This is a genomic window from Mediterraneibacter torques, from assembly GCF_044591705.1.
Classification (GTDB): Bacteria; Bacillota; Clostridia; order Lachnospirales; family Lachnospiraceae; genus Mediterraneibacter; species Mediterraneibacter torques.
In genome coordinates this window covers 1,993,761-2,017,610 of record NZ_CP172594.1, presented here as the reverse complement: position 1 = coordinate 2,017,610, position 23,850 = coordinate 1,993,761, and the positions used below count along the sequence as shown (strand labels likewise).

General features: G+C 42.0%; 24 protein-coding genes and 2 riboswitches. All 24 genes read left to right on the top strand.

Annotated features, from left to right (window positions below):
- The first annotated feature begins 7 nt into the window (after positions 1-7).
- Positions 8-928 carry a DUF4316 domain-containing protein gene (locus ACH9UM_RS09530; RefSeq protein WP_400091177.1) on the top strand — a complete coding sequence of 307 codons (921 nt, stop codon included), beginning with the start codon at positions 8-10 and terminating at the stop codon, positions 926-928.
- The gene (locus tag ACH9UM_RS09525; RefSeq protein ID WP_400091175.1) at positions 928-1,626 is read left to right on the top strand and encodes a hypothetical protein; all 699 of its coding nucleotides are present in this window, start codon (positions 928-930) and stop codon (positions 1,624-1,626) included. The genes ACH9UM_RS09530 and ACH9UM_RS09525 overlap by 1 nt, the downstream gene beginning before the upstream one ends.
- On the top strand, positions 1,623-1,967 hold the full coding sequence (locus tag ACH9UM_RS09520) for a plasmid mobilization protein (RefSeq protein WP_067536905.1): 345 nt from the start codon (positions 1,623-1,625) through the stop codon (positions 1,965-1,967). Before ACH9UM_RS09525 ends, ACH9UM_RS09520 begins: the two co-directional genes overlap by 4 nt.
- A 131-nt stretch (positions 1,968-2,098) precedes the next feature.
- Positions 2,099-2,767: a response regulator transcription factor gene (locus ACH9UM_RS09515; protein WP_015542939.1), complete on the top strand. Its 669-nt coding sequence runs from the start codon at positions 2,099-2,101 to the stop codon at positions 2,765-2,767.
- 57 nt (positions 2,768-2,824) lie between these two features.
- Positions 2,825-3,742, top strand: a complete 918-nt coding sequence (locus ACH9UM_RS09510; RefSeq protein WP_064785831.1) for an ABC transporter ATP-binding protein — start codon at positions 2,825-2,827, stop codon at positions 3,740-3,742.
- Positions 3,735-4,556, top strand: coding sequence for an ABC transporter permease (locus ACH9UM_RS09505; protein WP_015542937.1), 822 nt, complete (start codon positions 3,735-3,737; stop codon positions 4,554-4,556). Before ACH9UM_RS09510 ends, ACH9UM_RS09505 begins: the two co-directional genes overlap by 8 nt.
- Positions 4,557-4,582: 26 nt before the next feature.
- Positions 4,583-5,446, top strand: coding sequence for a cell wall metabolism sensor histidine kinase WalK (locus ACH9UM_RS09500; RefSeq protein ID WP_064786730.1), 864 nt, complete (start codon positions 4,583-4,585; stop codon positions 5,444-5,446).
- Between the two features lie 137 nt (positions 5,447-5,583).
- Entirely contained in the window at positions 5,584-5,874 is a 291-nt protein-coding gene (locus tag ACH9UM_RS09495; RefSeq protein ID WP_005361132.1) for a CD1845 family protein, read from the top strand.
- Positions 5,875-5,962: 88 nt separating this feature from the next.
- A complete protein-coding gene (locus tag ACH9UM_RS09490; protein WP_400092433.1) occupies positions 5,963-7,372 on the top strand; it encodes a relaxase/mobilization nuclease domain-containing protein in 1,410 nt (469 codons plus the stop codon).
- A 57-nt stretch (positions 7,373-7,429) separates the two neighbouring features.
- A riboswitch (TPP riboswitch) is annotated at positions 7,430-7,529 on the top strand.
- Positions 7,530-7,589: 60 nt separating this feature from the next.
- Positions 7,590-7,687: riboswitch (TPP riboswitch) on the top strand.
- Positions 7,688-7,753: 66 nt separating this feature from the next.
- Positions 7,754-8,104, top strand: a complete 351-nt coding sequence (locus ACH9UM_RS09485) for a hypothetical protein (protein WP_400091170.1) — start codon at positions 7,754-7,756, stop codon at positions 8,102-8,104.
- On the top strand, positions 8,079-8,621 hold the full coding sequence (gene thiD / locus ACH9UM_RS09480) for a bifunctional hydroxymethylpyrimidine kinase/phosphomethylpyrimidine kinase (protein ID WP_400091168.1): 543 nt from the start codon (positions 8,079-8,081) through the stop codon (positions 8,619-8,621). The genes ACH9UM_RS09485 and thiD overlap by 26 nt, the downstream gene beginning before the upstream one ends.
- An 11-nt stretch (positions 8,622-8,632) precedes the next feature.
- The gene (gene thiE, locus ACH9UM_RS09475; RefSeq protein ID WP_004611584.1) at positions 8,633-9,274 is read left to right on the top strand and encodes a thiamine phosphate synthase; all 642 of its coding nucleotides are present in this window, start codon (positions 8,633-8,635) and stop codon (positions 9,272-9,274) included.
- Positions 9,264-9,920, top strand: a complete 657-nt coding sequence (locus tag ACH9UM_RS09470; protein WP_055149110.1) for an HAD family phosphatase — start codon at positions 9,264-9,266, stop codon at positions 9,918-9,920. The genes thiE and ACH9UM_RS09470 overlap by 11 nt, the downstream gene beginning before the upstream one ends.
- Before the next feature lie 2 nt (positions 9,921-9,922).
- Positions 9,923-10,408, top strand: a complete 486-nt coding sequence (locus ACH9UM_RS09465; RefSeq protein ID WP_227085118.1) for an NUDIX domain-containing protein — start codon at positions 9,923-9,925, stop codon at positions 10,406-10,408.
- An 847-nt stretch (positions 10,409-11,255) separates the two neighbouring features.
- Positions 11,256-13,664, top strand: a complete 2,409-nt coding sequence (locus ACH9UM_RS09460) for an ABC transporter permease (protein WP_118651042.1) — start codon at positions 11,256-11,258, stop codon at positions 13,662-13,664.
- Between the two features lie 86 nt (positions 13,665-13,750).
- On the top strand, positions 13,751-14,443 hold the full coding sequence (locus tag ACH9UM_RS09455; protein WP_400091164.1) for a response regulator transcription factor: 693 nt from the start codon (positions 13,751-13,753) through the stop codon (positions 14,441-14,443).
- On the top strand, positions 14,440-15,471 hold the full coding sequence (locus ACH9UM_RS09450) for a sensor histidine kinase KdpD (protein WP_005361155.1): 1,032 nt from the start codon (positions 14,440-14,442) through the stop codon (positions 15,469-15,471). Before ACH9UM_RS09455 ends, ACH9UM_RS09450 begins: the two co-directional genes overlap by 4 nt.
- A gap of 27 nt (positions 15,472-15,498) precedes the next feature.
- Positions 15,499-15,915, top strand: a complete 417-nt coding sequence (locus ACH9UM_RS09445) for a hypothetical protein (protein WP_005362406.1) — start codon at positions 15,499-15,501, stop codon at positions 15,913-15,915.
- A 180-nt stretch (positions 15,916-16,095) separates the two neighbouring features.
- Complete coding sequence (locus ACH9UM_RS09440; protein WP_090141176.1) at positions 16,096-18,483, top strand: ABC transporter permease; 2,388 nt, start codon at positions 16,096-16,098, stop codon at positions 18,481-18,483.
- Between the two features lie 126 nt (positions 18,484-18,609).
- A complete protein-coding gene (locus ACH9UM_RS09435) occupies positions 18,610-18,870 on the top strand; it encodes a hypothetical protein (protein ID WP_004611617.1) in 261 nt (86 codons plus the stop codon).
- A gap of 5 nt (positions 18,871-18,875) precedes the next feature.
- A complete protein-coding gene (locus tag ACH9UM_RS09430; protein ID WP_002586598.1) occupies positions 18,876-19,541 on the top strand; it encodes an ABC transporter ATP-binding protein in 666 nt (221 codons plus the stop codon).
- Between the two features lie 14 nt (positions 19,542-19,555).
- A complete protein-coding gene (locus ACH9UM_RS09425) occupies positions 19,556-21,940 on the top strand; it encodes an ABC transporter permease (RefSeq protein WP_400091159.1) in 2,385 nt (794 codons plus the stop codon).
- 187 nt (positions 21,941-22,127) lie between these two features.
- Complete coding sequence (locus tag ACH9UM_RS09420; protein WP_055201459.1) at positions 22,128-22,898, top strand: response regulator; 771 nt, start codon at positions 22,128-22,130, stop codon at positions 22,896-22,898.
- A 124-nt stretch (positions 22,899-23,022) separates the two neighbouring features.
- Positions 23,023-23,415: a winged helix-turn-helix domain-containing protein gene (locus ACH9UM_RS09415; RefSeq protein ID WP_055158478.1), complete on the top strand. Its 393-nt coding sequence runs from the start codon at positions 23,023-23,025 to the stop codon at positions 23,413-23,415.
- Positions 23,416-23,850: the final 435 nt, after the last annotated feature.

The window sequence follows — 23,850 nt, the reverse complement described above, 5'->3', positions numbered from 1 at the left end:
ATGCGGAATGGAAAAGAAACTGACCTATGGTGTATGGGCGGTACGAAGCAGCACTTCTATTTTCGGACCGGCACAAAGCTGGTGCAAGGAAAATGGAAAACCGTTGGAATTTGATAGCAAAGCCGATGCTGAAAACTATGCAAAGGAAGCCAACGAGCATACGACAGCAAATGTCCGATACTATGTGAAAGAAAAAGAACCGGAACCCGGTGCTGTTCGGAAAGGAACGTCTCAACCGGAGCTGGATGCACGCAGCCATGAAGAAGTGACACCAAGAAATGATACAGCGGAAAAACAAAATGAGATTCCGGGCAGACAGATTCCTTCTCAAACAGATCCGCTGGTAGAAATCCGATCTGCGGTCCATAGTAATTACGCAGGCATGGTCGCTATGCTGGGTGCGGACAACCGTGTATATTTGGGGCGTGAGGAACGCTGCCATTATCAGGATATGCAGCCATCTTACTATGACAATCAGGACGGCTCCCTGTGTTTTGTCTGTGATCAGCCAGACATGTATTATTTTCTTTATGGAGAAGGCTGGGCGCATACCCAGGCGGAAATGCTGGAACGAGGGCTTACCCTGTGTCAGTATGAAGAATTTGCGAGACTGCAAAATGGCGTCCTTGCACAGTTTACCACCCAAAAAGAAATTCTGTTTGCCGGACAGCCGTTTCAGGCGCCGGAAAGTTATCTTCGCAATGCGGAGCTTTATGAGGAAGGCCAGACCGGCAACTACAATATGCTGGATGGCAGGCTGAACAACGAACCTCCTGTGCGTCCGGATCTGACAGATGGACAGACAGATGAAGAAATCCGGGAGCTGATGCCGGAAGCAAAGCCGTCTTTGATGGACCGTCTGAAAGCAGACAAACCGGAGCATGAAGCAAGGCAGATGATCCCTCCTGTACCGGAAAGGGAACGCTGATGGCTGGGGTAAGATTTGAGGATGTAGAGCTTCTGGGTGCTCTTTCCCGTATCGTAGATCTTCATACCCAACATTATAAAGAGGACTTTGACCTGGATAAAGAACTGATCTCAAAACTGGCTGTGTCAGACCGTTCAGAGGATAAACAGCTTCTTTGGATGTCACGCCCCTGCGGAACCTATACCCTGCGTGAACGGGAAGTTTATCTGGAGGGCAGCCATGAAAACAAAGTGTGGCGGTTTTACCAGGAACAGACAAATGATCCCGTTTTGGCTTATGCCATCTCTTTGAAAGAAGTCAGGGACGGAAAAATATTTGGCAATCTCTATCCGCTAAATTATAGAGAACATGTGGAACGGATGAAAAAGCTGACCTGTCCAATCGGAAATGTAGCCGTTGCATTTGCGGATGGAAATGTTATCACGATTCCCTATCAGGAACGGAGACAGCTTATGAACCGGTTTATGCCAGAGCATGGAGCCCCTAAAACAATGACTTATCTGCCGGAAAATGAGCCGGAGCTGATGATGATTCTAAAACGGGAACGCTTCAAACGCAGCTATCATGCGACAGCCGGAAATCTGGAGGAATATCTTGATAAGCTGGAAAAGACCACCCTGCGGGAAAAACTCAAAAGAGCAAAGACGGTGGTTTCAACACAGGAGGTCTCATCTCATAAAAGAGGGTTGGAACGATGAAGGGCGGGCATAACAAAAAATCCGTCCGCGTCGAATTTGTCATGTCCGAACCGGAGGCCGAACTGGTAAAAGAACGCATGGCGGAACTTGGCATTACCAACCTGTCGGCATATCTGCGAAAGATGGCCGTAGACGGTTACATCATTCACCTTGATATGGGAGATATTCAGGAAATGATCCGGCTTCTCCGCATTTGTTCCAATAACTTAAACCAATATACCAGACGGGCCAATGAGACCGGCAATATTTATGCCGCAGATATAGATGACATCCGCACCCGTCTGGACAGCCTTTGGGATGGCATGGACAAACTGATCCGGGGATTTGCAAATCTTTCATAATATTAAACTAATTTTGAAATGGCATCTTGATATGGGTTCATTTATTCTTAACAGTTTTTTATCGACGATATTATTATGTGGATAACGATAAGTTCCTATGATAAAATAATTTGGCATGGAGGTAAATAAAAATGTGTAAAATTGTTATTATTGAAGATGATATAGATATTTGCAATATGATTAAAAAATTCTTGGAAAATAATAAATATAGTGTTCAATATGCTTTAAATGGTATAGAAGGAATAAATTTGTGCAAATCTTTTGTTCCGGACTTGATAATACTTGACATTATGTTGCCAGGGCTGAATGGGGATGATGTATTACAGAAATTGCGAAAATTTACAAACGCTCCTGTTATTGTTGTATCAGCAAAAACAATGGTTCAGACCAAAATAGAATTATTAAAAATAGGGGCAGATGACTACATGACAAAACCATTTGATTTGTATGAGCTTCTTGCACGTATTGAGGCAAATTTAAAACGGACTGTCGATAATCCTTATCAAAATAATAATACTTTGATATACAAAAATATAAAGATCAATAACTCTTTGGTTTATATAAACGGAGTATTAGTACCATTTACATCAACAGAATTGAGCATTTTAGAATTGCTATTGCAATACCCACAGAAAATATTTTCAAAACAAAATTTATATGAATCCATTTGGAATGAACCTTATGCGTATGATGACGATACAATCAATACTCATATTAGTCATATTCGTAAGAAAATTAAATCAATTACAAATGAAGATTATATACAAACTATTTGGGGGATTGGATATAAAATGAAATAATCTTTAGATTTTCTTTAGAGTTATCATATATAGTGGCATGGAAAGGAGTTGTTTAGGATGACAAAATTTATATGCGAAACAAAAAACCTGAGCAAAAAATATAAAGATTTCTATGCTTTAAAAAATGTAAACTTAACTATTCCAAAAGGCGAAATATATGGACTTGTGGGCGAAAATGGAGCAGGAAAAACAACGCTAATCAGATTATTGACAGGTCTTAATTTTAAAAGTGAAGGAGAAATTATTCTATTTGGGCATAATGATAATCTGCAATATGAACGATCAAAAATCGGGTGTACGATTGAAATGCCGGCACTATATAAAGATATGACTGCTTCACAAAATCTGGAAGTGCAAAGAATACAGAGAGGTATTCCGAATAAAAGCTGCATTGCTGATACTTTAGAATTGATTGGCTTATCGAACGCAGGTAAAAAAAGAGTAGCGAATTTTTCATTAGGGATGAAACAGCGGCTTGCACTGGGCGTTGCATTATTAGGTGAGCCAGAATTTTTAATATTGGATGAACCTGTCAATGGACTTGATCCTACGGGAATTATCGAATTACGGGAACTTCTTAAAAAATTAGTGAAAGAACGGGAAACCACCATTTTAATATCCAGCCATATATTAAGCGAATTGCACCAGCTCGCCACTTGTTATGGCTTTCTTCATAAGGGAGAACTTTTAAAACAAATTTCTGCTGAAAAATTGAATGAAGAATGTAAACGGCATATTTGTTTGAAAACAGATAATATACAGAAAACCACTCTCATATTAGAACAAAAAGCTAATATTAAAAACTATTCCGTTTATCCAGACAATTCTATTCGGATTTATGATTGTTTAGATAATGTAAGAATGATTTCCAAATTACTAACCGACAATGAAATCATCATTGATGAAATCTCTGTTCAGGGAGAAGATTTGGAAACATACTTTGAAAATCTAATAGGGGGTAGAAAAAATGTATAATCAAATACGGGCAGAATTTTATAAATTATTTCATACAAAGGCGTTATATCTAACATTTGCATTGATTTTAGCTGTTTTTGGTATCTTTTCCATAGGAGGTCAGCAACAATTTGTAGTATCTAGTTCCAGCGTAGATGAAACATGGAAGATAGGAGAAACCGTAGGATTTCTTGCTCGTGCATATAGTGATCAGGTACATCCAATGATTGAAGAAATTATAAGGACTGCCACGTCTTATACGGTATTTTTCTGGCTGATTGTTCTTATATTTTCTGTTGTTTTCTTTTCCAGAGAATATACAGATTCAACGATTAAAATTGCGATTGCAAGTGGACAAAGCCGACTAAAATTCTTTATTGCAAAGTATATCGTGATTACTGTTACCAGCATCATTTTATATTTTTCATTTATTATGGTTGCATTTATAATTGAATGTACAAAATACAATGTGCCGATACAATTACTTCCAATGTTGAAAATTGCAGGGCTAAATTGCATGGTTATGGGAGCCTTTATCGGTATTACACTCATGCTGTGTGTGATATTTAAGCATACAGCTATTGTGGTAGGAACTATGTCATTATTTACTTTTAGCGGACCTCTTATTTATATGATGACATGGGATAATATGTCTGCTCAATCGTGGCGAGTTCTAACGTACTTAAAAATCAATCCGATGTATTATTGGATGAATACGTGTTCTTATAATATGGTAAATCATTTGGAAATCAATATCTTACTTTATTTTGTAGGAACTGTAATTATTACATTCCTGGTGTCAGCATTGATATTGAGAAAACAAGAAATACACTAATTACAACAGAAAGGGGAAATGCGGATATGTTCTATTTTTTATTGATATGTTCTATATTCATATTAGCATGTTCCCTTTTTTCTATTACTAGAACAATTCGCAATATAAATAAGCAGATAAAGGAAAAACGAAAAATAAGAGTATCTTTATCAAATAGAGATATTGAAGAGTTAGCTTATGCGATCAATCAAAAAGATACCCTGCATAAGAAACTGCAAGTTCAAATTAAGCAAGAAGAAGATCAGTTAAAGCAATCTATATCTAATATAAGCCATGATCTAAGAACCCCATTAACATCTATACAGGGTTATCTAACACTTTTACAAGAATGTGAAGATAAACAGGAGCAAGACCAATATATTGAAATCATTAAAGCAAAAACAGATTATCTCACAGATCTGGTGCAAGAATTTTATGATTTATCTGTGGTGGAAAATGAGCAGTTTGATGTTGAATGTGAGAAGGTTGATATAAATAGAATTGTTACAGATTGCTTAATTGAAAAGTATTATGAATTTGGGGAAATCCAGCCGATTATTCAAACAGAAAAATCTCCGGTGTGGATATATGGCAATAACCTTATTTGTAAACGTATTATTGAAAATCTAATTACAAATGCAATCCGTTATTCTGATAACTATATTGAAGTGTCCATTAACCAGGAAGGCGTGTTCATGATTAAAAATTCAACGCAATCCCTTGATGAGATGGATATAAATTTATTATTCAGCAAGTTTTACACCGTTGATAAATCACGCACCAAAGGTGGTTCCGGTTTGGGATTGTATATTGTAAAAGAATTACTAAAGAAAATAGATGGAAAAATCGGAAATATAGAATATAATAAGCCAATTTTATCTATAACACTTTTTTTTCGATTGTTTAAATAGCCTTTAAGATGGCATGGATAAACTGATCCGGGGATTTGCAAACATTTCATAAACAGCCGGAAAGCCGTTGCTTTCTTTTTGCCGTCACGGTAAAATTTTTATAAGGGCAGATGCCCTTCTGAAAGGAGGCAAAGCGTATGCGTTTGATAGGTAAATTACTGGCACTTCCCTTTATGCTGGTTACGGGGATTCTTTATCTGGTATGTAAATTTTTAGTGGTTCTTTCCGGTGCGGTACTTGGGATTCTTTCTGGGATCATCTTTCTGGCGGCATTGGTGCTGTTCTTTGTCGCAGGATTTTTGCCGGGTCTTGCATGGCTTATGATCGCCTTTCTTATCAGTCCATACGGTCTGCCTCTGGCGGCTGCATGGCTGGTAGGGATCATTGGCGGGGCAAACAGTGCCTTAAAGGATTTTATATTTGGTTAAGCAGATTTGGCGGGGCGCATAGGCAGCCCCGCTCTTTTTCTGCAATTATAACTTCTCTGATTGGAATTAAGTTAAGGAGGTGACGAAAATAGCGACCACAAGACTGATGCCTCTGCATGTAGGAAAAGGTCGGAATATCTCTACTGCGATCTCAGATATTATTGATTATGTAGAAAATCCGCAGAAAACCGATTTTGGAAAATTCATTTATGGCTATGAGTGTGATACCCGGCTTGCTGATGCAGAGTTTCTTCTTTCCAAACGACAGTATGCAAATCTGACCGGCAGAAATCAGGGTGCAGATGATGTGATCGCCTACCATCTCCGTCAGGCATTTAAGCCCGGCGAAGTTACGCCAGAAGAAGCTAATCAGATCGGCAGGGAGCTGGCACTGAAGCTCACAAAAGGAAACCATGCCTTTGTTGTCTGCACCCATGTGGATAAGCACCATGTCCATAATCACATCATTATCAACTCTACTACACTGGACTGTCAGAAAAAATTTCGCAACTTCTGGGGTTCTACCTGGGCAATCCGGCGAATGAATGACAAGCTGTGTTTGGAGCATGGACTTTCGATTGTAGAAAATCCGAAACCCAGCCGGGAGCATTATGGCACATGGCTGGGAAATAAAAAGCAGCTTTCCTTTCAGGAGCAGATACGCATTGCTATTGATGCTGCATTAGAGGAAAAGCCAAAAGATTTTGAGGAACTTCTACAGAAGCTGGAAACTGCTGGGCTGGAAGTCAACCGTGAAAGAAAACATCTTCGGTTCCGAGTTCCGGGACAAGAAAATTATACCCGATGCGATACGCTCAAAGGCGATTATACAGAACAGGCCATCAAAGAACGGATTGCCGGTACACGGACAGTAAAACCCCGCCATGCCTTTTCTAAAAAAACGGTTTCCAAAGTTGGATTGCTGGTTGATATTGAAGCTGCAATCCGTTCCGGCAAGGGCCCTGGTTATGAGCGCTGGGCAAAAGTGTTCAACCTAAAGCAGCTTTCTCAGGCAGTGCTCTACTTAAAAGAACATGGCGATATGGGTTATGAGGATCTTCTGGAAAAAGCCAACGCCACTACCACTAATTTCAATACCTTATCCGTTCAGATCAAAGATCTGGAGTCAAAAATGAACGCCAATGCCGAGCTGCAAAAACAGATCGTAAACTATGCGAAAACGCGGGCTGTCTATGTAGAATATCGCAAAGCCGGGTACAGCAAAAAATTCCAAACAGAACATGAAGCTGAAATTCTGCTGCACCAGGCGGCAAAGAATCATTTTGACGAGCTGGGAATCAAAAAGCTCCCCTCTGTCAAATCTCTCCGGGAGGAATACACCGATCTTCTGGAACAAAAACGGAAAGCCTATTCTGCCTATAAGCAGGCCAAAAATGATATGAAAGAACTTCATAATGTTCGGGCCAATGTGGAATACCTATTAGAGATTTCTTCCCCACCACAACCGCAGCGCAGCACAGAAAAATCCCGTCAATAAGGTTTGCTAACTTGAATTCTATAGACCTTGACTTTCCGGGACTTCTTAACTATAATAATACTCAAGCAGGGGGACTACCTTGTAGTTGAGAAGGTTAAAACCTGACCCTTTGAACCTGTTGGCTAATACCAACGCAGGGAGCTGAAGAATACAGATTCGTATTTTTTGGACATTCTCTGTTTTGGGAATGTCCTTTTTTAATTGAATAAGATATGATATGTGTTTGCGAGGGAACTGAACAAGTTGAAAAAGGTAAGACCTGACCTCTGGACCTGTCGGCTAATACCGGCGTAGGGAAGCAATTTCTTACGCTCGTATTGCGTCTGAAAGAGCTTCTAATTGTTTTAGAGGCTCTATTTTTTTATCTTAGGAGGATCAAACATGGCATTTATGAAAGACATCTTAACCCACAACATCCCCATTTGGGAAGAATGTGCAGCTACCCCATTTGTGCAGGAAGTGCAAACTGGAAAGCTACCTCTTGAAAAATTCAAGAGATATATGATTCAGGATAGTATCTATCTGAAAAACTATGCCCGCATATACGGAAAGGCAATTTTTCATGCTGCTACATTAAGAGAAATTCAGCTTTACTACTCCATGCTGAACTTTGTAAATGATACGGAATCGGAAGTGCGGCTGGATTATCTAAAGCAATTTTGCATAACAGATGATGATGCTTTCTACACCAGAATGTATGAAAGCGGTGGCAAAGAAACTATTACAATATAAGCCCCAAAATGTTGTAATCGACCCGGTTATGTATGCCAAAAATGGCTGCCCATTGATGAATCCTACGGCGGTTTCCACCTTGATAGACACAGTAATTCCACTTGCCGATGTACTTACTCCGAATATTCCAGAGGCAGAGAAAATAGCGGATATGCAGATTTCCACAGTTTCAGATATGGAGGCTGCCGCAAGAAAAATATATGCCATGGGTTGTAAGGCGATTGTTGTCAAGGGTGGACATCATATAGGAAATGCTGTTGATGTCCTATTTGATGGAGAAAATTTCTACCATTTTGAAACATCCCGCATTGATACGAAAAATACTCATGGGACAGGCTGTACCTTTTCTTCTGCAATCGCTTCCCAGCTTGCAAAGGGAAAAAGTGTTCCGCTTGCAGTCGAATCTGCAAAGGCATATGTCACAATGGCAATCGAACACTCTCTTGCGATTGGGAAAGGCTGTGGCCCGACGCACCATTTCTACGAATTGTATCAGCATGGTTTATCTAAAGAATAGGCAGGTGCAAAATGAACTTTGATTATACACTTTATCTTGTTACTGATCGTCAACTAATGAGCTGCGATAGCCTGACAGAAGCGGTGGAACAGGCAATTTTAGGAGGCTGCACAATGATACAACTCCGAGAAAAAGAATTGTCCTCATTAGAATTTTACAATCAGGCTGTTGCCGTGAAACAGGTTACGGATAAATACCATATTCCCCTTATCATAAACGACCGGATAGATATTGCAATGGCTGTGCAGGCTACGGGGGTACATATTGGACAGCATGATTTACCTGCGGCTGCCGTCCGCAAAGTAATTGGGGAAAATATGCTGTTGGGAGTATCCGCATCTTCCATTGCAGAAGCAATACAGGCACAACAGGATGGTGCAGATTATTTGGGAGTTGGCGCAATGTTCCCTACTGGAACTAAAACCGACGCTGATTCTGTATCAATGGAAGAATTACAGAAAATCCGCGCAGCCGTTTCTTTGCCGATAGTTGTTATTGGCGGTATCAATAAGGGAAATGCAGGGCGTTTCAAGCCCATGGGAATTGACGGGCTGGCTGTTGTATCTGCCATCATAGCGCAGTCTGATATAAAAGCTGCTGCTGCGGAACTGAAAGATTTATTTTGCGGAAAGGAAAAGAAAAATGGATTTTAATGCGGCAATCTTTGATTTAGATGGAACAATTCTGGATTCAATGGATGTATGGGAGCATATAGATATTCAGTTTTTGAAAAAGAGAAATCTTCCCGTCCCGGAAAATTATGTAACTGAAATATGTGCAAGGAGTTTTGAGGAAGCCGCACAATATACCATTGATCTTTTTGGATTGCAGGAAACGGTAGAGGGAATTATTGAGGAATGGAATAATATGGCGGTCGAGGAATACAGCAACCATGTCGGTCTGCTGCCCTATGCCCTTGATTATCTTCTGTGCTTAAAAGAACATGGAATAAAACTTGCAGTTGCTACGGGGTTGCCGGAAAAGCTCTATATTCCATGCTTAAAGAACAATTCTATTTTAGAATTATTTGGCGCTCTATGTTCAACAGATGAGGTTCAGCGGGGAAAAGAATATTCGGATGTCTTTGAATTGGCCGCAAGAAAATTAGGGGTTGCACCTGAACACTGTATTGTGTTTGATGATGTGCTTCCAGCAATTAAAAGCGCAAAGGCAGCCCGTATGTTAGCAGGCGGGATTTATGATAAGTATTCCGCAGATCAGCGTACAGAAATAGAAAGGATTGCGGATATTTACTTACTTGATTTTCGGCAAGCACCGATCCCACACAAAGAGGTATGAAAATGGAAAAATGGGATTTATATAATGCAAAACGGGAAAAGTCTGGAATAACAGTGTGCCGTGGAGAAATCATACCCAAAGGGCTGTATCATTTATCTGTGAGTGTATGGATCGTCAACCAGCAGGGGCAGTATCTTTTATCACAGCGGCATCCGAAAAAGCAATACCCTCTTTATTGGGAATGTACGGGTGGTTCTGTACTTTCCGGGGAAACCAGTTTACAAGGAGCAATCCGAGAGGTAAAAGAAGAATTAGGAATACTGCTTACTCCCGGAAGTGAAAAATTGATTTATCAGAGCAGACGGGAAAATGTGCAGGATTTTTACGATGTTTGGCTATTTCATAAGAATATAAAGATTGAAGAAATGCGTTTACAGGAAACAGAAGTTGTGGATGTTCAATGGGTAAATCCAGATAAGTTATTTGAGATGTTTCGCCTGAAACATCTGCACCCTCTAATTACCTATGTAGATCAGCTAATAGGCTGAAAAAGCGCCGGGCGCAGAGGTATCAAAGCCTCTGCATCCGGCGCTTCTTTTTTGTCCTTTTTCCCGCATTTAGAACCCCGTTTTGCGGGGAACAGGATAACTTTATCCACCTGCCTGCCGGCCATGCGGAAAAACCCTTGATTTCCGTGGACTTTTAACGCCCTAAATGCGTAGACAGGAGGTATCTTTTCCGCTGGCGCTCAGCCTTTTAATTCCGTGTTGCACATGAGGCGGAAATCTTACTGCACCAGACAGCGAAGAATCATTTTGACGAACTGGGAATCAAAAAGCTCCCCTCTGTCAAATCTCTCCGAGAGGAATACACCGATCTTCTGGAACAAAAACGGAAAGCCTATTCTGCCTATAAGCAGGCCAAAAATGATATGAAAGAACTTCATAATGTTCGGGCCAATGTGGAATATCTATTAGAGATTTCTTCCCCACCACAACCGCAGCGCAGCACAGAAAAATCCCGTCAATAAGATTTGTCTGCTTTTGGTTTTCAGCGTTCCAACGGAACGCGCAGCCATTGCCACCGGCAATGATCTCAGGGGTTTGGGGATATGTCACCAACAAGCATTAGCAGGAATTCCGGAAACGGGATTTCTGCTAAATACGCAATCTTACGTAAGATTGCATTGCTTGCCAGTAGTTTTAAGAGTCTTTGGCAGAGAATCTGTTTACAGTTGCCGCATTGATAAACCTTTGATAACTGCCTATAATAGAGTTATTATTTTGAACTGCTATAACAGAGAAATGCAAAAAAATAAAATTTTTTGTCCGCTGTAACATTTCGCGGACATTTGGGGTTTACAATGGCCTTATCAAATATGGAGGTGATACAACTATGACATGGCCTTTTGAGAATGACACCAGCGCCATTGTAAAAAAATTAGCAGACCGAAGCATGAAAGCGGATAAAAGACGCAATGCGTTTATTATCATAACGATTGCTTTTGCAGTTAGTTTGATGATGGTATTAGCACTATATAATCTCGGAACAGACCGTGAAAATAGGCTTTATCTGCAAGGACGCTATCAGGGCAGCTTTATTAACAGTACCAGTACCGTCTTTGAAAAACTGGAACATAACAACCAGATTGAAGCAGTCGGCAAAGAGGCTGCAATGGGAACGAGCCGTATCAATGACTATACTTTGGATGTGTATTACAGAGATCAAAATGCACTTGAACTAAAAGGCGTTACTGACTTGCTGGGAAAAATGCCGGAGGCAGAAAATGAAATCATTGTGGAACAGTCCTATTTGGAGCATTTAGGGTTGCCGGTTCAACTGGATCAAACCGTTACACTGGATATGCCTTTTGGAAAAAATCAGACATATCATGTTTGCGGCATTATTCAAAGCAGTAATGCGTCCCGTATTTATCAAGTCATTGTATCGGATGGCTTATATAGCCGGTATGAAAAAGCAAACTGTTACGATCTTTTGGTTCGCGTGAAAAATACCGAAAATATGGACAGCGAAACTTTGAAACTGCTGATAAACGAAATTGCGGAACAAAGCGGTGTACCTGAACAGTATGTTATGTATAGCTCTACCTACTTTGGATTGGCAGAAGAAAAATCCACGCTGGAGCTATTGGTGATTATCGGAGCAAGCAGTTTAATTGTACTGGCCTGTTCTTTGGTTATTTACAGCCTGTTCTACATTTCTGTTATCGGGAAAACACATGAATATGGCAGACTGCGTGTGCTGGGGGCTACATCGGTTCAGATCAAGCGTATCGTGCGAAAAGAAAGTTTTTTGTTATCCTGTGCTGCAATTCCTATCGGTGTTGTATTGGGAAGTGTTTTGGGCTATTGTTTCGTCCCGGACGGCTGGCATTGGATGACTACACTGGAATGTGCCGTTGTGATTGCCCTTGTTACAGAAATTGCCTTGAAAATTGCTGTCCATACCCCTGTAAAGAAAGCCTCTATGGTATCGCCTATTGAGGCGCTGCGAATCAATACGACTGATACACCGGCGACAGAAAAAACGCGGATCGAACATCGAAAAATTACGCCATCTTCGCTTGCCCGAATGAGCTTTGCCCGGAACAAGAAAAAAGCTATACTAACCGTATTGTCTTTGGGATTTGCCGGAGTTTTACTGATGTGTGCCGCCACCTACCTTAATTCAACTGATGTAGAAAGCATGGCAAAACAGCAATTTGCAAATGGCGACATTGTACTTTCCCTTGATCCCGCCAACACAAATGCGGAAGATCGCCCCGCCGGGATCAATGCACTTCAAACGAAAAATCCATTGGATGAAGTTTTGGAAGAAACGATTTCAGATATGGATGGCGTAAAGAATATTGAATTTATACAGGGCTGTGTTTCAAATATGGAATTTCCCACTCCTTTCAAGGATGGTAACAGCCATTTCTTTACCCAAATTGGAATCCCCGAAAATCAGTACGAGGCCTTTTCACAAGGACTAATTGAGGGAACCGCAGACCGCCAGAAACTTATCAACGGAAAAGGAGTTATCGTAGATAATTCCGCCAAGCTGTTAAGCGACTATTATAATTACACTCCTCAAATTGGCGATATAGTCAAAGTGGAAACAGCGGATGGACAATGGGAAGAATTTACTGTAATGGGGATTGGGAAAGCTCCTAATCTCGGTGGGGATTCAGCTTCTTTCTATTTTCCGCAGGAACTCTTACCTATGATGAAAGAAAATGTTTCCAACTTCAACATAACCTGCATTGTAGATGTGGAAAGAGATCAGCTTACAGAAGTTGAGAATAAGATTTTCCAGTTGGCGGAAAATCGTGGAGGTATAGAAGTTTTCAGTATCAGCGATATTATTACTTATCTGCAAGAGGAAATGGATAACATAAAAATGCCGTTATACGGATTGGTATTTTTCATTGCTGTTTTTGGGCTAATCAGCCTTATCAACACGCTAATGACAAACATTATATCAAGACAGCAGGAATTTGGTATTTTACAGTCTGTGGGATTGAGCAGTAAGCAATTCTCCAAAATGCTGCAAACAGAATGTTTCTATTATGTTTCTGGTACGGCTATTTTAACCTTAACGATTGGAACTTTAACAGGATTTGTACTTTGCAAAGTTTTCAATCAGGTTGGGACATTCGGGACATTGACTTATCATTTTCCAGTTTTAGAAATAAGCATATATTTTGTAGCGCTTTTCTTCATACTGGCCGCTTACTCCGTTTTCTCTGTACGATATAGCAAAAGACATCCTGTGATCGAGCGCATTAAAACAATGGAGTAAATTTTCCTTTATCAGAAAATTGTGTTTTCTGCAACAAAGGACATTTGCCTGTTATACTATCTGCAAAAAGCAAAGGAAGTGAGGATATGAAGCAGATTTTAATTGTCGAGGACGACAGTTTTTTGAATAAGATGGTGGCCTATAACCTGACCGCAGACGGCTATGGCGTGACTTCTGCCCTAAATGCCAAAACCGCAGCCGACGCCATCCGCCAGCGGGAATTTAATTTAGTGCTGCTGGACATCAACCTGCCGGACGGGAACGGTTTTGAACTGTGCAAGCTGATAAAGCCCCAGCACCCGGATACCATCGTGATTTTCCTGACCGCCAACGATCAGGAGAGCGACCAGATACGGGGCTATGAGGTGGGCGCGGTGGACTACATCACAAAGCCCTTTGTGATCGGGGCCTTGCAGCGAAAAATCAAAGCCATGTTCGCCATGCTGGAACACCACAAACCGGCCAAGGACATTTACGACGACGGGCGGCTGTTTCTGGACTTCTCGGAGCAGACGGCTTCCTTAAACGGCAAGCCCCTGACCCTATCCCCGATGGAGTACAAAATGCTGAACCTGTTCCGTAAAAATCCCCGGCAAGTGCTGACCCGTGGGCAGCTTTTGGAAAAGCTGTGGGATATAGACGAGAAGTTTGTGGACGAACACACCCTGACAACCTCCATCAGCCGGATTCGGAGTAAGATCGAATCCGACGGCGGCGCGCCCTACATCAAAACTGTTTACGGCATGGGCTATCAATGGACGGGAGGCGAGGCAAAATGAAGTTGCAAAACCTCTCGGTAAAGCGGCTGTTTGGCCGGGTAGCAATGGGGCTTGTCCTTTCCATGTCCGGGATCACCATAGCCCTGTTTCTTGTGACAAAACAGACGGCGGTGCTGCTGACGGGCGGGGCGCTGCTGCTGTGCGCCCTTGTGGGGATTTTTGTACTGACGCAGGCGTTTGGAAAGCGGCTGTCGCAGTTTACCGCTGACCTATGCCAGACTTTAGACCACATGATCGCCGGAAATGAAGCGCCCCAGCGGCCAGAGGACAGCGAAACCCAGCTTGCCAGAATTGGACACCGGCTGGCAAGGCTCTATCAGATCATGCAGGAGAACCGCCGCCGGGTGGACGAGGAACGGCAGGAGTTACAGACCCTTGTATCGGATATTTCCCATCAAGTGAAAACGCCGGTAAGCAATCTGAAAATGGCGACGGACACGCTGCTGGAAAAGCCTATGACCAAGGCGGAGCGCACCGACTTTATCCGGGGAATCCGCAGCCAGACGGATAAGCTGGACTTTCTCTTTCAGGCCCTTGTGAAAACTTCCCGGCTGGAAACGGGCGTGATCCAGTTGGATAAGAAACCGGGCCGCCTCTTTGATACCGTGGCACAGGCCATGAGTGGAATTGTGTATGCAGCAGAGAAAAAGGAAATCGTCGTGTCCGTGGACTGCCCGGAGGATTTGACCGTTTTCCATGACAGCAAGTGGACATCCGAAGCCCTTTTTAACCTGCTGGACAATGCGGTGAAGTACACCCCGGCAGGCGGGAAAATCGCTGTGTCGGTGGTGCTGTGGGAAATGTATGTGGAAATCAAAGTAGCCGACACCGGCAAGGGCATTTCCGAAAGCAATCAGGCCGCCATCTTCCGGCGCTTCTATCGTGAGGAAGAAGTACACGAACAGCAGGGCGTGGGCATTGGCCTGTATCTGGCCCGCGAGATCGTAACACGGCAGGGCGGCTATATCAAAGTGGTTTCGGAGCCGGGCAAGGGTTCGGAATTTTCCATTATGTTGCCGACTAAATAAAGCACACTTATAACAGGAGAAAACACCATGAAAAAAATCAATTTTTGCAAAGCAACAACAATCATCTTAATAATCAATGTTATTTTATCTATTGTTTTATTTTTCGTTGTTCCTGATAATATAGCAATTCAATGGGTAGGTACAACCCCCAGCAATGCAGTAGATTCTTACTATATATTTTTGGTGCCGATATTGTCAGTACTCTTTGCTTTTGCTGGAAAACCTATTTTTACAATGTTCCTGTTTAGATTGTGGAATAGAACTAACGAGCATTTAGTGACATACTTAAATTTGTGTCTGCAAGTTGTATTTCTTACTTGTGAAATCTATATCGGATTATATAACCTATGTAATTTTAATTTTGCCATTAGTATAATTCTCATTGTGGAACTTATGATAGATGTGGTGATTGGATTGAAATTATTTCACAATCAATCTATCTAAAAGATCGTGTAGTATGTTTCGGCGGACGGCCATTTCCGGCTGCCCGCCGTAAATTTTTTTGAAATGTCCGAGCGTTGTAACATTTCACCCCGATTTTCAATGAAATTTTTTGGCCGCTGTAACATTTCACGGACATTTGGGTTTTACAATACCCTTATCAAATATGGAGGTGATACAACTATGACATGGCCTTTTGAGAATGACACCAGCGCCATTGTAAAGAAATTAGCAAAACGCAATGTATCTTCAAATCGTATTTTTTGCTTTTTTAATGTTTTGACCATTGCGCTGGCAATTAGTTTGATTGTGGGAATCTCCTTATTCCAACAAGGCAGCAAAATTAGTGAACAAAAGATTTTGAATCAAATGCAGCAAGCTACCATCGGGGGGCTTACAGCAGAACAGATAGAAGTTCTGAAAAAAGAACCTGATCTTGAAGATATTGTACCCTATAAGCATAGTGATAGTTTTCTGATGGATGGGATCAAATTTGAAGCGGTTTATATGCCGACTGGTTTTGGAATTATAAAATCCTATGAATTAGTCAGTGGAACCTGTCCAGAACAGTACAATGAAATTGTAATTGATAAAAATGTTCAATTAGAGCTGGGGTATCAGCTAAATATAGGAGATACCATCACTTTACCAACGGCGGGGAGTAAAACAGAGGATTTCATCATTACTGGTTTTACTGATAATGTGGAAACAGGAACATTTTACTTTTATGTCTCCCCAGCGTATGCAGAACAGGGTGTGTTATTATCGGATATTCCATATAGTGCCTTGATTCGTGTAAATGGTGCCACGGAAATGGGACTTATTGATTTTGAGAATACAGTATATCGTCTGGCTTTATCCCAAGACATAAGCAGGAACCAACTTTATTTTAATAGCAAATTCTGTTCCTCACTTATTAGTGGATCAGGAATGGGAGGTGTTCTTTTAGCTACTCTTTTTATTGCATTTTCAAGCGGAATTGTCATATACAGTGTGTTCTACCTTTCGGTATCAAATCAAGTATCGCAGATTGGACAGCTCAAAACTATTGGCATGACAGAAAAACAAATTAAGCGGATGATTCGTAAAGAAGGGTATCGTTTCTGCCTGTTCGGAATACCTGCCGGTATTACAGTAGGTATCATATTTGCATATTTGTTAGAGCCGAATGGAATAACGATTATCAATGCCATAGCCACAAGTATTTTAGCAATAATATTAGGCATTATCATCGTACAAATTTCCGTATACAAGCCCGCACAAATAGCTTCAAATATTTCCCCTATTGAAGCAACAAAATATGTTGGAAACGATCCAGAACTAAAAGAAAGTAGAGTGCAGAATAGGAAAAATCATATTCGGCTCTCACCGTATTCTTTAGCCGTATTGAGCGAAAAGCAGAATCGAAAAAAACACAATCTGACGATTGCCTCGCTTGCAATCGGCGGGATTTTATTTATGGTTGGAGCCACTTTTATATCATCATGGAATCCAGATTCCTTTGCAAGAATGGGGAATTTGGAAGATGGAGAATATTATATTACGATTAACCACAATACATTAGTCAACCCGAAACCGTATGGTATTTCGGAGTATCAAGTTAATACGCCTTTTTCACAAGAACTCATGGAAGAATTGCAACAAATCCCGGAAGTTAAAGAGATTTATGCTACGGAGAGAACCGCAGCCATTATTGAGTATCACGATGAACAATTAGAAATTCCCATTATTCCGATTACGCCTGATAATCAGGAGGAAATTTTGAAAACGCTTCCTGTTGATTGGACATACGAAACATTGGTGAAACAAGACGCTATGGTTATATTAGGAACAAGCGTACAGAAAGAAGTCTATCATGCTTGCCCGTCAATAGGAGAAAAAGTGACATTACGATGGTTTGATGGGGCTGAACACAGCATAGATATTTTGATTGCCGGTACTTCCGAAAAAAGTATGAATGAGGGCTTTTATCTCCCCAAAGAAACCATAGAAAAGTTGTGGGGCGATATGGATTTAACAGCTTCCTTAACTTTGTCCGTACCTGAATATGAAAAAGTGGGTAAATCAGTAGAAAGCAAATTAAATAATATACTGTCCCGACACCCTGATTTGGTAATGGAAACCTTACAAGAGGTAAAAGCATCTTCGGCAAATACGATTCATAATACCAGCGTACAAGTTTATGGGGTATCTGCCTTTGTCATTATGTTTAGCATTTTTAATCTGACAAACACCTTGATTAGTCGTATCAGTACAAGGAGAAAAGAATTTGGAATATTGGAATCTATCGGTATGACAAAAAAACAGATAAAGAAAATGCTGCTGCATGAAAGTGTCTTACTGATTATTCCATGCTTGATTATTACGGTTGTGGCAGGAACCTTGATGGGTTATTTGTTAGTACGGATATTGTCTGCGAATGGATTAACTTATTTTCAATATACTTTTCCTTTTATTCCATTACTGATTTACGGTGTCTGCTTAATAATAACACCTATTATAATTTCTGCTATCTGTCTAAAAATTCAATGCAGAAATTCGTTGGTGGAACGGATCAAAATGGCAGACTGATTTTGAAATGTCCGAGCGTTGTAACATTTCACCCCGATTTTCAATGAAATTTTTTGGCCGCTGTAACATTTCGCGGACATTTGGGTTTTACAATACCCTTATCAACAAAAGTGAGGAGGCGACGCAATGGAACTGACCCCGACATTGATTTTGAATCTGGCGCTGCTGATCGTCCCGCCCGTTGCCCTTGTGCTGGTGTTCCGGCAATGGCTGGCCCGGCACATCCGCTGGACGGTTGCCTTGACTGCTCTCTGTGATGTTCTCCTATTTTGGGATGAACTGTTCTACTATGAGAGCTTCGGCCTGTTCGCTGTGCTGATTCTGGTGCAGTTGGCGGCCACCGGCGCAGCAGCGTTCCGCATTTACAACAAACAAAAAAAGGATTGAATTTTATGAGCATTTTACAGACTATCGACCTGAAAAAGTATTACGGCACAGAGCCGAACATCACCCGCGCCCTTGACGGTGTGAACTTCTCCGTGGAGGACGGCGAATTTGTGGCCGTTGTGGGAACCTCCGGCAGCGGCAAGTCTACCCTGCTTCACATGATGGGCGGGCTGGACACCCCTACTTCTGGCAATGTGATTGTCCGGGACAAAGAACTGTCGAAGATGAACGACGAACAGCTTACCATCTTTCGCCGCCGCAACATCGGCTTTATCTTCCAGAACTATAACCTTGTTCCGATCCTGAATGTGTATGAGAACATCGTCCTGCCGGTGGAGCTGGACGGGGACACGGTGGATCAGAAGTTTTTGGACGAGATCGTTCACCTGCTGGGACTGGAAGATAAACTGAAAAATATGCCGAACAATCTTTCTGGCGGACAGCAGCAGCGTGTGGCTATCGCCCGGGCCTTGATCACCAAACCGGCTATTGTGCTGGCCGACGAGCCCACCGGCAACCTTGACAGCAAGACCAGCGCCGAGGTGCTGGGGCTGATCAAGCGTACCAGTGCGGAGTTCCGACAAACCGTTGTGATGATCACCCACAACAACGACATTGCCCGCCTTGCCGATCGGATCGTCCGCATTGAGGACGGTAAGATCGTGGAGTAAGGAGGTGGCAGGCTATGACATGGCCTTTTGAAAATGATACCAGCGGCATTGTAAAGCGCATATCAAACCGCAGTATATCGGCAAATCGAAAAAGAAATATCTTTATTGTTTTGACGATTGTACTTGCCAGCGCATTGCTATCTGCTATTGTACTCTATGGCTTTGGGGTTATGCAGGAAACGCAAAACCGCAACCAAAAAACAGCGCAGATTATGTATCATGCGATTTCTGAACAACAGGGACAGGAACTATACAAGCAAGAAGAAATTGCGTGGGTTGGAGAATTTTTCAACGCATTTTCTGAACAGGTAAACCATTCAACCGTGAACTTTACTTATGCAAATGCAGATATGCTAACATCCCAAAGTATGCCCTATTCGGGAGATTTACCAGCTTCGGAGAATGAAATTGTAGTGCAGGAATCCTTTTTGGATAGTTTGGGCTATTCAAATGAATTGGGACAGACAATTCAAATCCCCTTTTCTGACGGCACTACCCATGATTTCAAATTGACGGGAATCTTAGATGTGAAAACCGGCGATATTGGGCGCTATACAGCCATTATATCGAAAGAATTAGTAAGACAGCAGTATGGCGACGGAGGCATGATTGATTATTACATTGGGCTGAAAGGCGTTCAAAACATGAGCGAGGAAGAAGCCACCAACTATGCAAACACTCTGGCGCAGCAATTAAAAATTTCCGATGATAATGTGATTGTCCGTTCCACATATTTTAACTTAAAGGACGAAAATCACGGAAGCGATATGCTGTTCTATTTCTTGATCGGTTTTGTAACTTTCATTGGTTCCGGCATTGTGATCTATTCGATTTTTTATATTTCAGTAGCAAGCAGTATCCGTAACTATGGACAGCTTCGCACAATCGGAACTACAAAACGACAGATCAAAAAGATGGTTTACCGCGAGGGGAAATTACTTGCTGCCATTGCTATCCCGATTGGTCTGGTTATTGGAAATGTGATTGGGTACTTCCTGATTCCTGCCGGTTGGTACTGGCTGACTACTTTATGTGTGACGGTCGGGGTTGGCCTTTTTGCATTTATTATTGTGATGATTGCCATTCATACTCCTGTAAAAAGAGCTGCGGCAGTATCTCCGCTGGAAGCATTGCGATATTCCGATTATCAGGGGAAAATGAAAGAAAGTTCCGTGTTGCACCGTAAAATAACGCCTGCTTCACTTGCTAAAATGAATCTGTCCAGACAAAAGGCAAAGTCCACTTTAACAATACTTTCTCTTTCACTCGGCGGAGTATTGGTTGTATTGATTTCGACAATGTTAGTTTCCTATGATGGCGTTGCAGAGGCAAGAGGCAGGGCTTTCCCTGTCGGTGAATTTAACATTCAGCTCAACGCAAATCAATCGTGGGACACTGCTGGTATTTCTTTGTCTGGATTGCAGCAAAAGAATTTTCTAAATGCCGATTTTATAAATGCAGTAGAATCTATTGATGGCGTTACAGGAATCAAGCACTGGTATTACACGGACGCAGAATATCGTGTAAATGGTAATTCTGGAAAATGGATTCAGGGCTTTTGCCGAGATGAACAGCAGAATTTGGAGAAAGAGCGAATTGCGGGAACGACTGATTATGATGAACTGGTGGCAGGCAATGGAATTGTCTTGCTTCAAGAGCGTGCCGATCTCTATGATATTGAGGCTGCGTTGGGTGATACCGTCGAAGTGGACTATAAAACCGAATCCGGCCAAATTCGCACAAAGGCCTATACCGTCATGGGCATTGTAAACGAATATTCTTACTCCGGCTTCTCAAAATGCTTTGCGCTTCCGGAGCAGTTTATGAATGAAGCGACCGGGATAGATTGCACAGGTACGATTTCCGTAATTACCGATATGAAAAAATATGATACGGTAGAAGCTGCATTAAATCAACTGATAGACGGAAATAGCGATTTGGTTATGGAAACCATAAAAGAAAGTATCACTTATTATAGCGGACTTCAACAACTTTCTTTCGGGGTATTGTTGATCGTGGCTGTTATTGTTGTGTGCTTTTCTTTAATCAACCTTGTCAATACGACAATCACAAACTTCTTATCCCGTAGGCAGGAAATTGGAATGTTACAGGCGATTGGTTTGAGTAAAAAGCAGCTTATCAAAATGCTGTGCTATGAGGGGTTAATGTATTCAGTTTTTGCTACGCTGGTAACATTGGTTTTGGGGACTGGACTGGGCTTCCTATCCGTACAGGTCGTTGTGAAAACGATGAATCCATACTTTTACTATTCATTTCCGTGGCTGATCGTATTGATATATTTAGCAATCCTGCTGATTGTGCAATTCACCTTGATTTCTTACACAACTGGAAATCTGAAAAAGCAATCTCTTGTTGAGCAAATCAGGACGATGGAATAGCCGTATGGGATCGGCGGGGCGGCGTGTGCTGCCCCGCTTTTTTCGCCATTTCTCAAAGAAATTTTTGAAATGTCCGAGCGTTGTAACAATTCAGCCTGTTTTTCTGTCGAAATCAAAGGCACCTCGGACATTTGTGTAACATTTGTAGTTTATGCTTGTGGTAAATCAATATTGGGGGTGAGGACACATGAAAAAGATACTGCTGATCGACGACAGCGACACCTATACATGGTGCCTGCAAAAATACTTACAGCACCGGGGCTACCCGGTAAAAACGGCTTGTACGCTGAAAGAAGCGCGGACCGCCATCCAAGAGGAAATGCCGCTGGTGGTCTGCTGTGATCTCGACCTGCCGGACGGTTCCGGCATGGACTTTCTGGACGAGGTGCGGGCCGCAGACAAGGAGCTGCCTTTTATTCTGGCGTCCTGTCATGACAAGGACGACTACGAACAGGAAGCTATGCGCCGGGGCGCGACGCTGTGCATGGACAAAATGAAAGGACTGCTACTACAAGATAAGCTGGTGGAATACGCCTACCGGCAGTTATCCGGCGAAAAGGCCCCGACTTTTCACAAGCTGCTCTTTGTCTATGCAGAAGATACCAGCGCCGAAGTGCTGCGGGCTGCTATGCTACAAAAGGGCTTTGACCTGATTCTGGTTTCCTCGATTTGGGAAGCCAAGCGCCGGATTTTTGAGGATAAGGAAATAGAACTGATCTTGTGCGATCTGGAACTGCCGGACGGCACAGCAATGGAGCTGTTTCATACGCTACGGCGGGTGGCGGGGATGTTCCAAATGAAGAATCCCCCTGTCCGGCTTCTGCCGTTCTTTATCCTCACCGAGAACAACGACCCTGCCACGGAATATGAATACCGGCATGAGGGCGTGAACGACTATATCACCGCCCCGGTCAATATCCCGGAGCTGATCCGGCAGGTTTTGTTCTTTGTGGAGTAATTGAAAAATTTTATGGAGGTGATGATGTGATGGGACATTAGCTGTTTTTGATATAGAAGAATCCGGCAAACAGATTGGCGAAAAGTTATTTCTGCTTCTTAACGAGGAACAAAAGAATGCTCTAATGCAATATATTTTGGAGCAAGGAGTCTGTCATGGAACAGTATTCAATTCCTGTCACACTTCTTCCACAGCAGAGAAAAATCCTCTGACAGAAATACAAGAAGGCGAGCTTTATCTATGCCTGGAACACCGCACTGTCAGGGTTCGTGAACGGATTATCAACCTGACAAGTAAGGAGTTTGATATACTGGCATTACTCATTGCCAATCCCAAACGTGTTTTTACTTACGAACTGATTACCGATTTGGTTTGGAAAGAGGATTGTGATTTCTATTCGAGAAAAGCGATTCATAATCATATAAGTAAGCTGCGTAAGAAGTTGCGCTTTGAACCGGATCTTCCAAACTATATTGAGAGTGTCGCCGGGATCGGCTATAAATTTGAACATCTATAACATGAGCCCACAAGGTGTTGTTTCCCCTTGTGGGCTTGCTTTTTGCAGCATATATTCTAAGAGCGGAATATGTAGAAAATTGCGAATATAAAGAGTAAAAAGCGAATATCTGCGGACTGATAAAGGAAACATAACCGATATAATTTTCTCCCAAGGAGGTATCAAGCAGCCGATTCAGGTTCCTCCTTGATGGGAGGAAATGTCTATGCGTCTATGCAACACAGATCTGCAGATAAACTGCTTTACATTCAGTCACCTATACGTCGTAGTCCAGCTCGTATGGATTGCGGCGTTTTTGGTTTCGACAAAGTTTGAGCATTTTCGCTGTCAACCTCCCGGAAAAATTTTATACTGCTGCTTTGGCGCGCCTGTTCTTTGTACGGGCGCGCTTTTTTGTACCCTTTTTTTAATCAGAAAGAGACTTAGACCTTATCG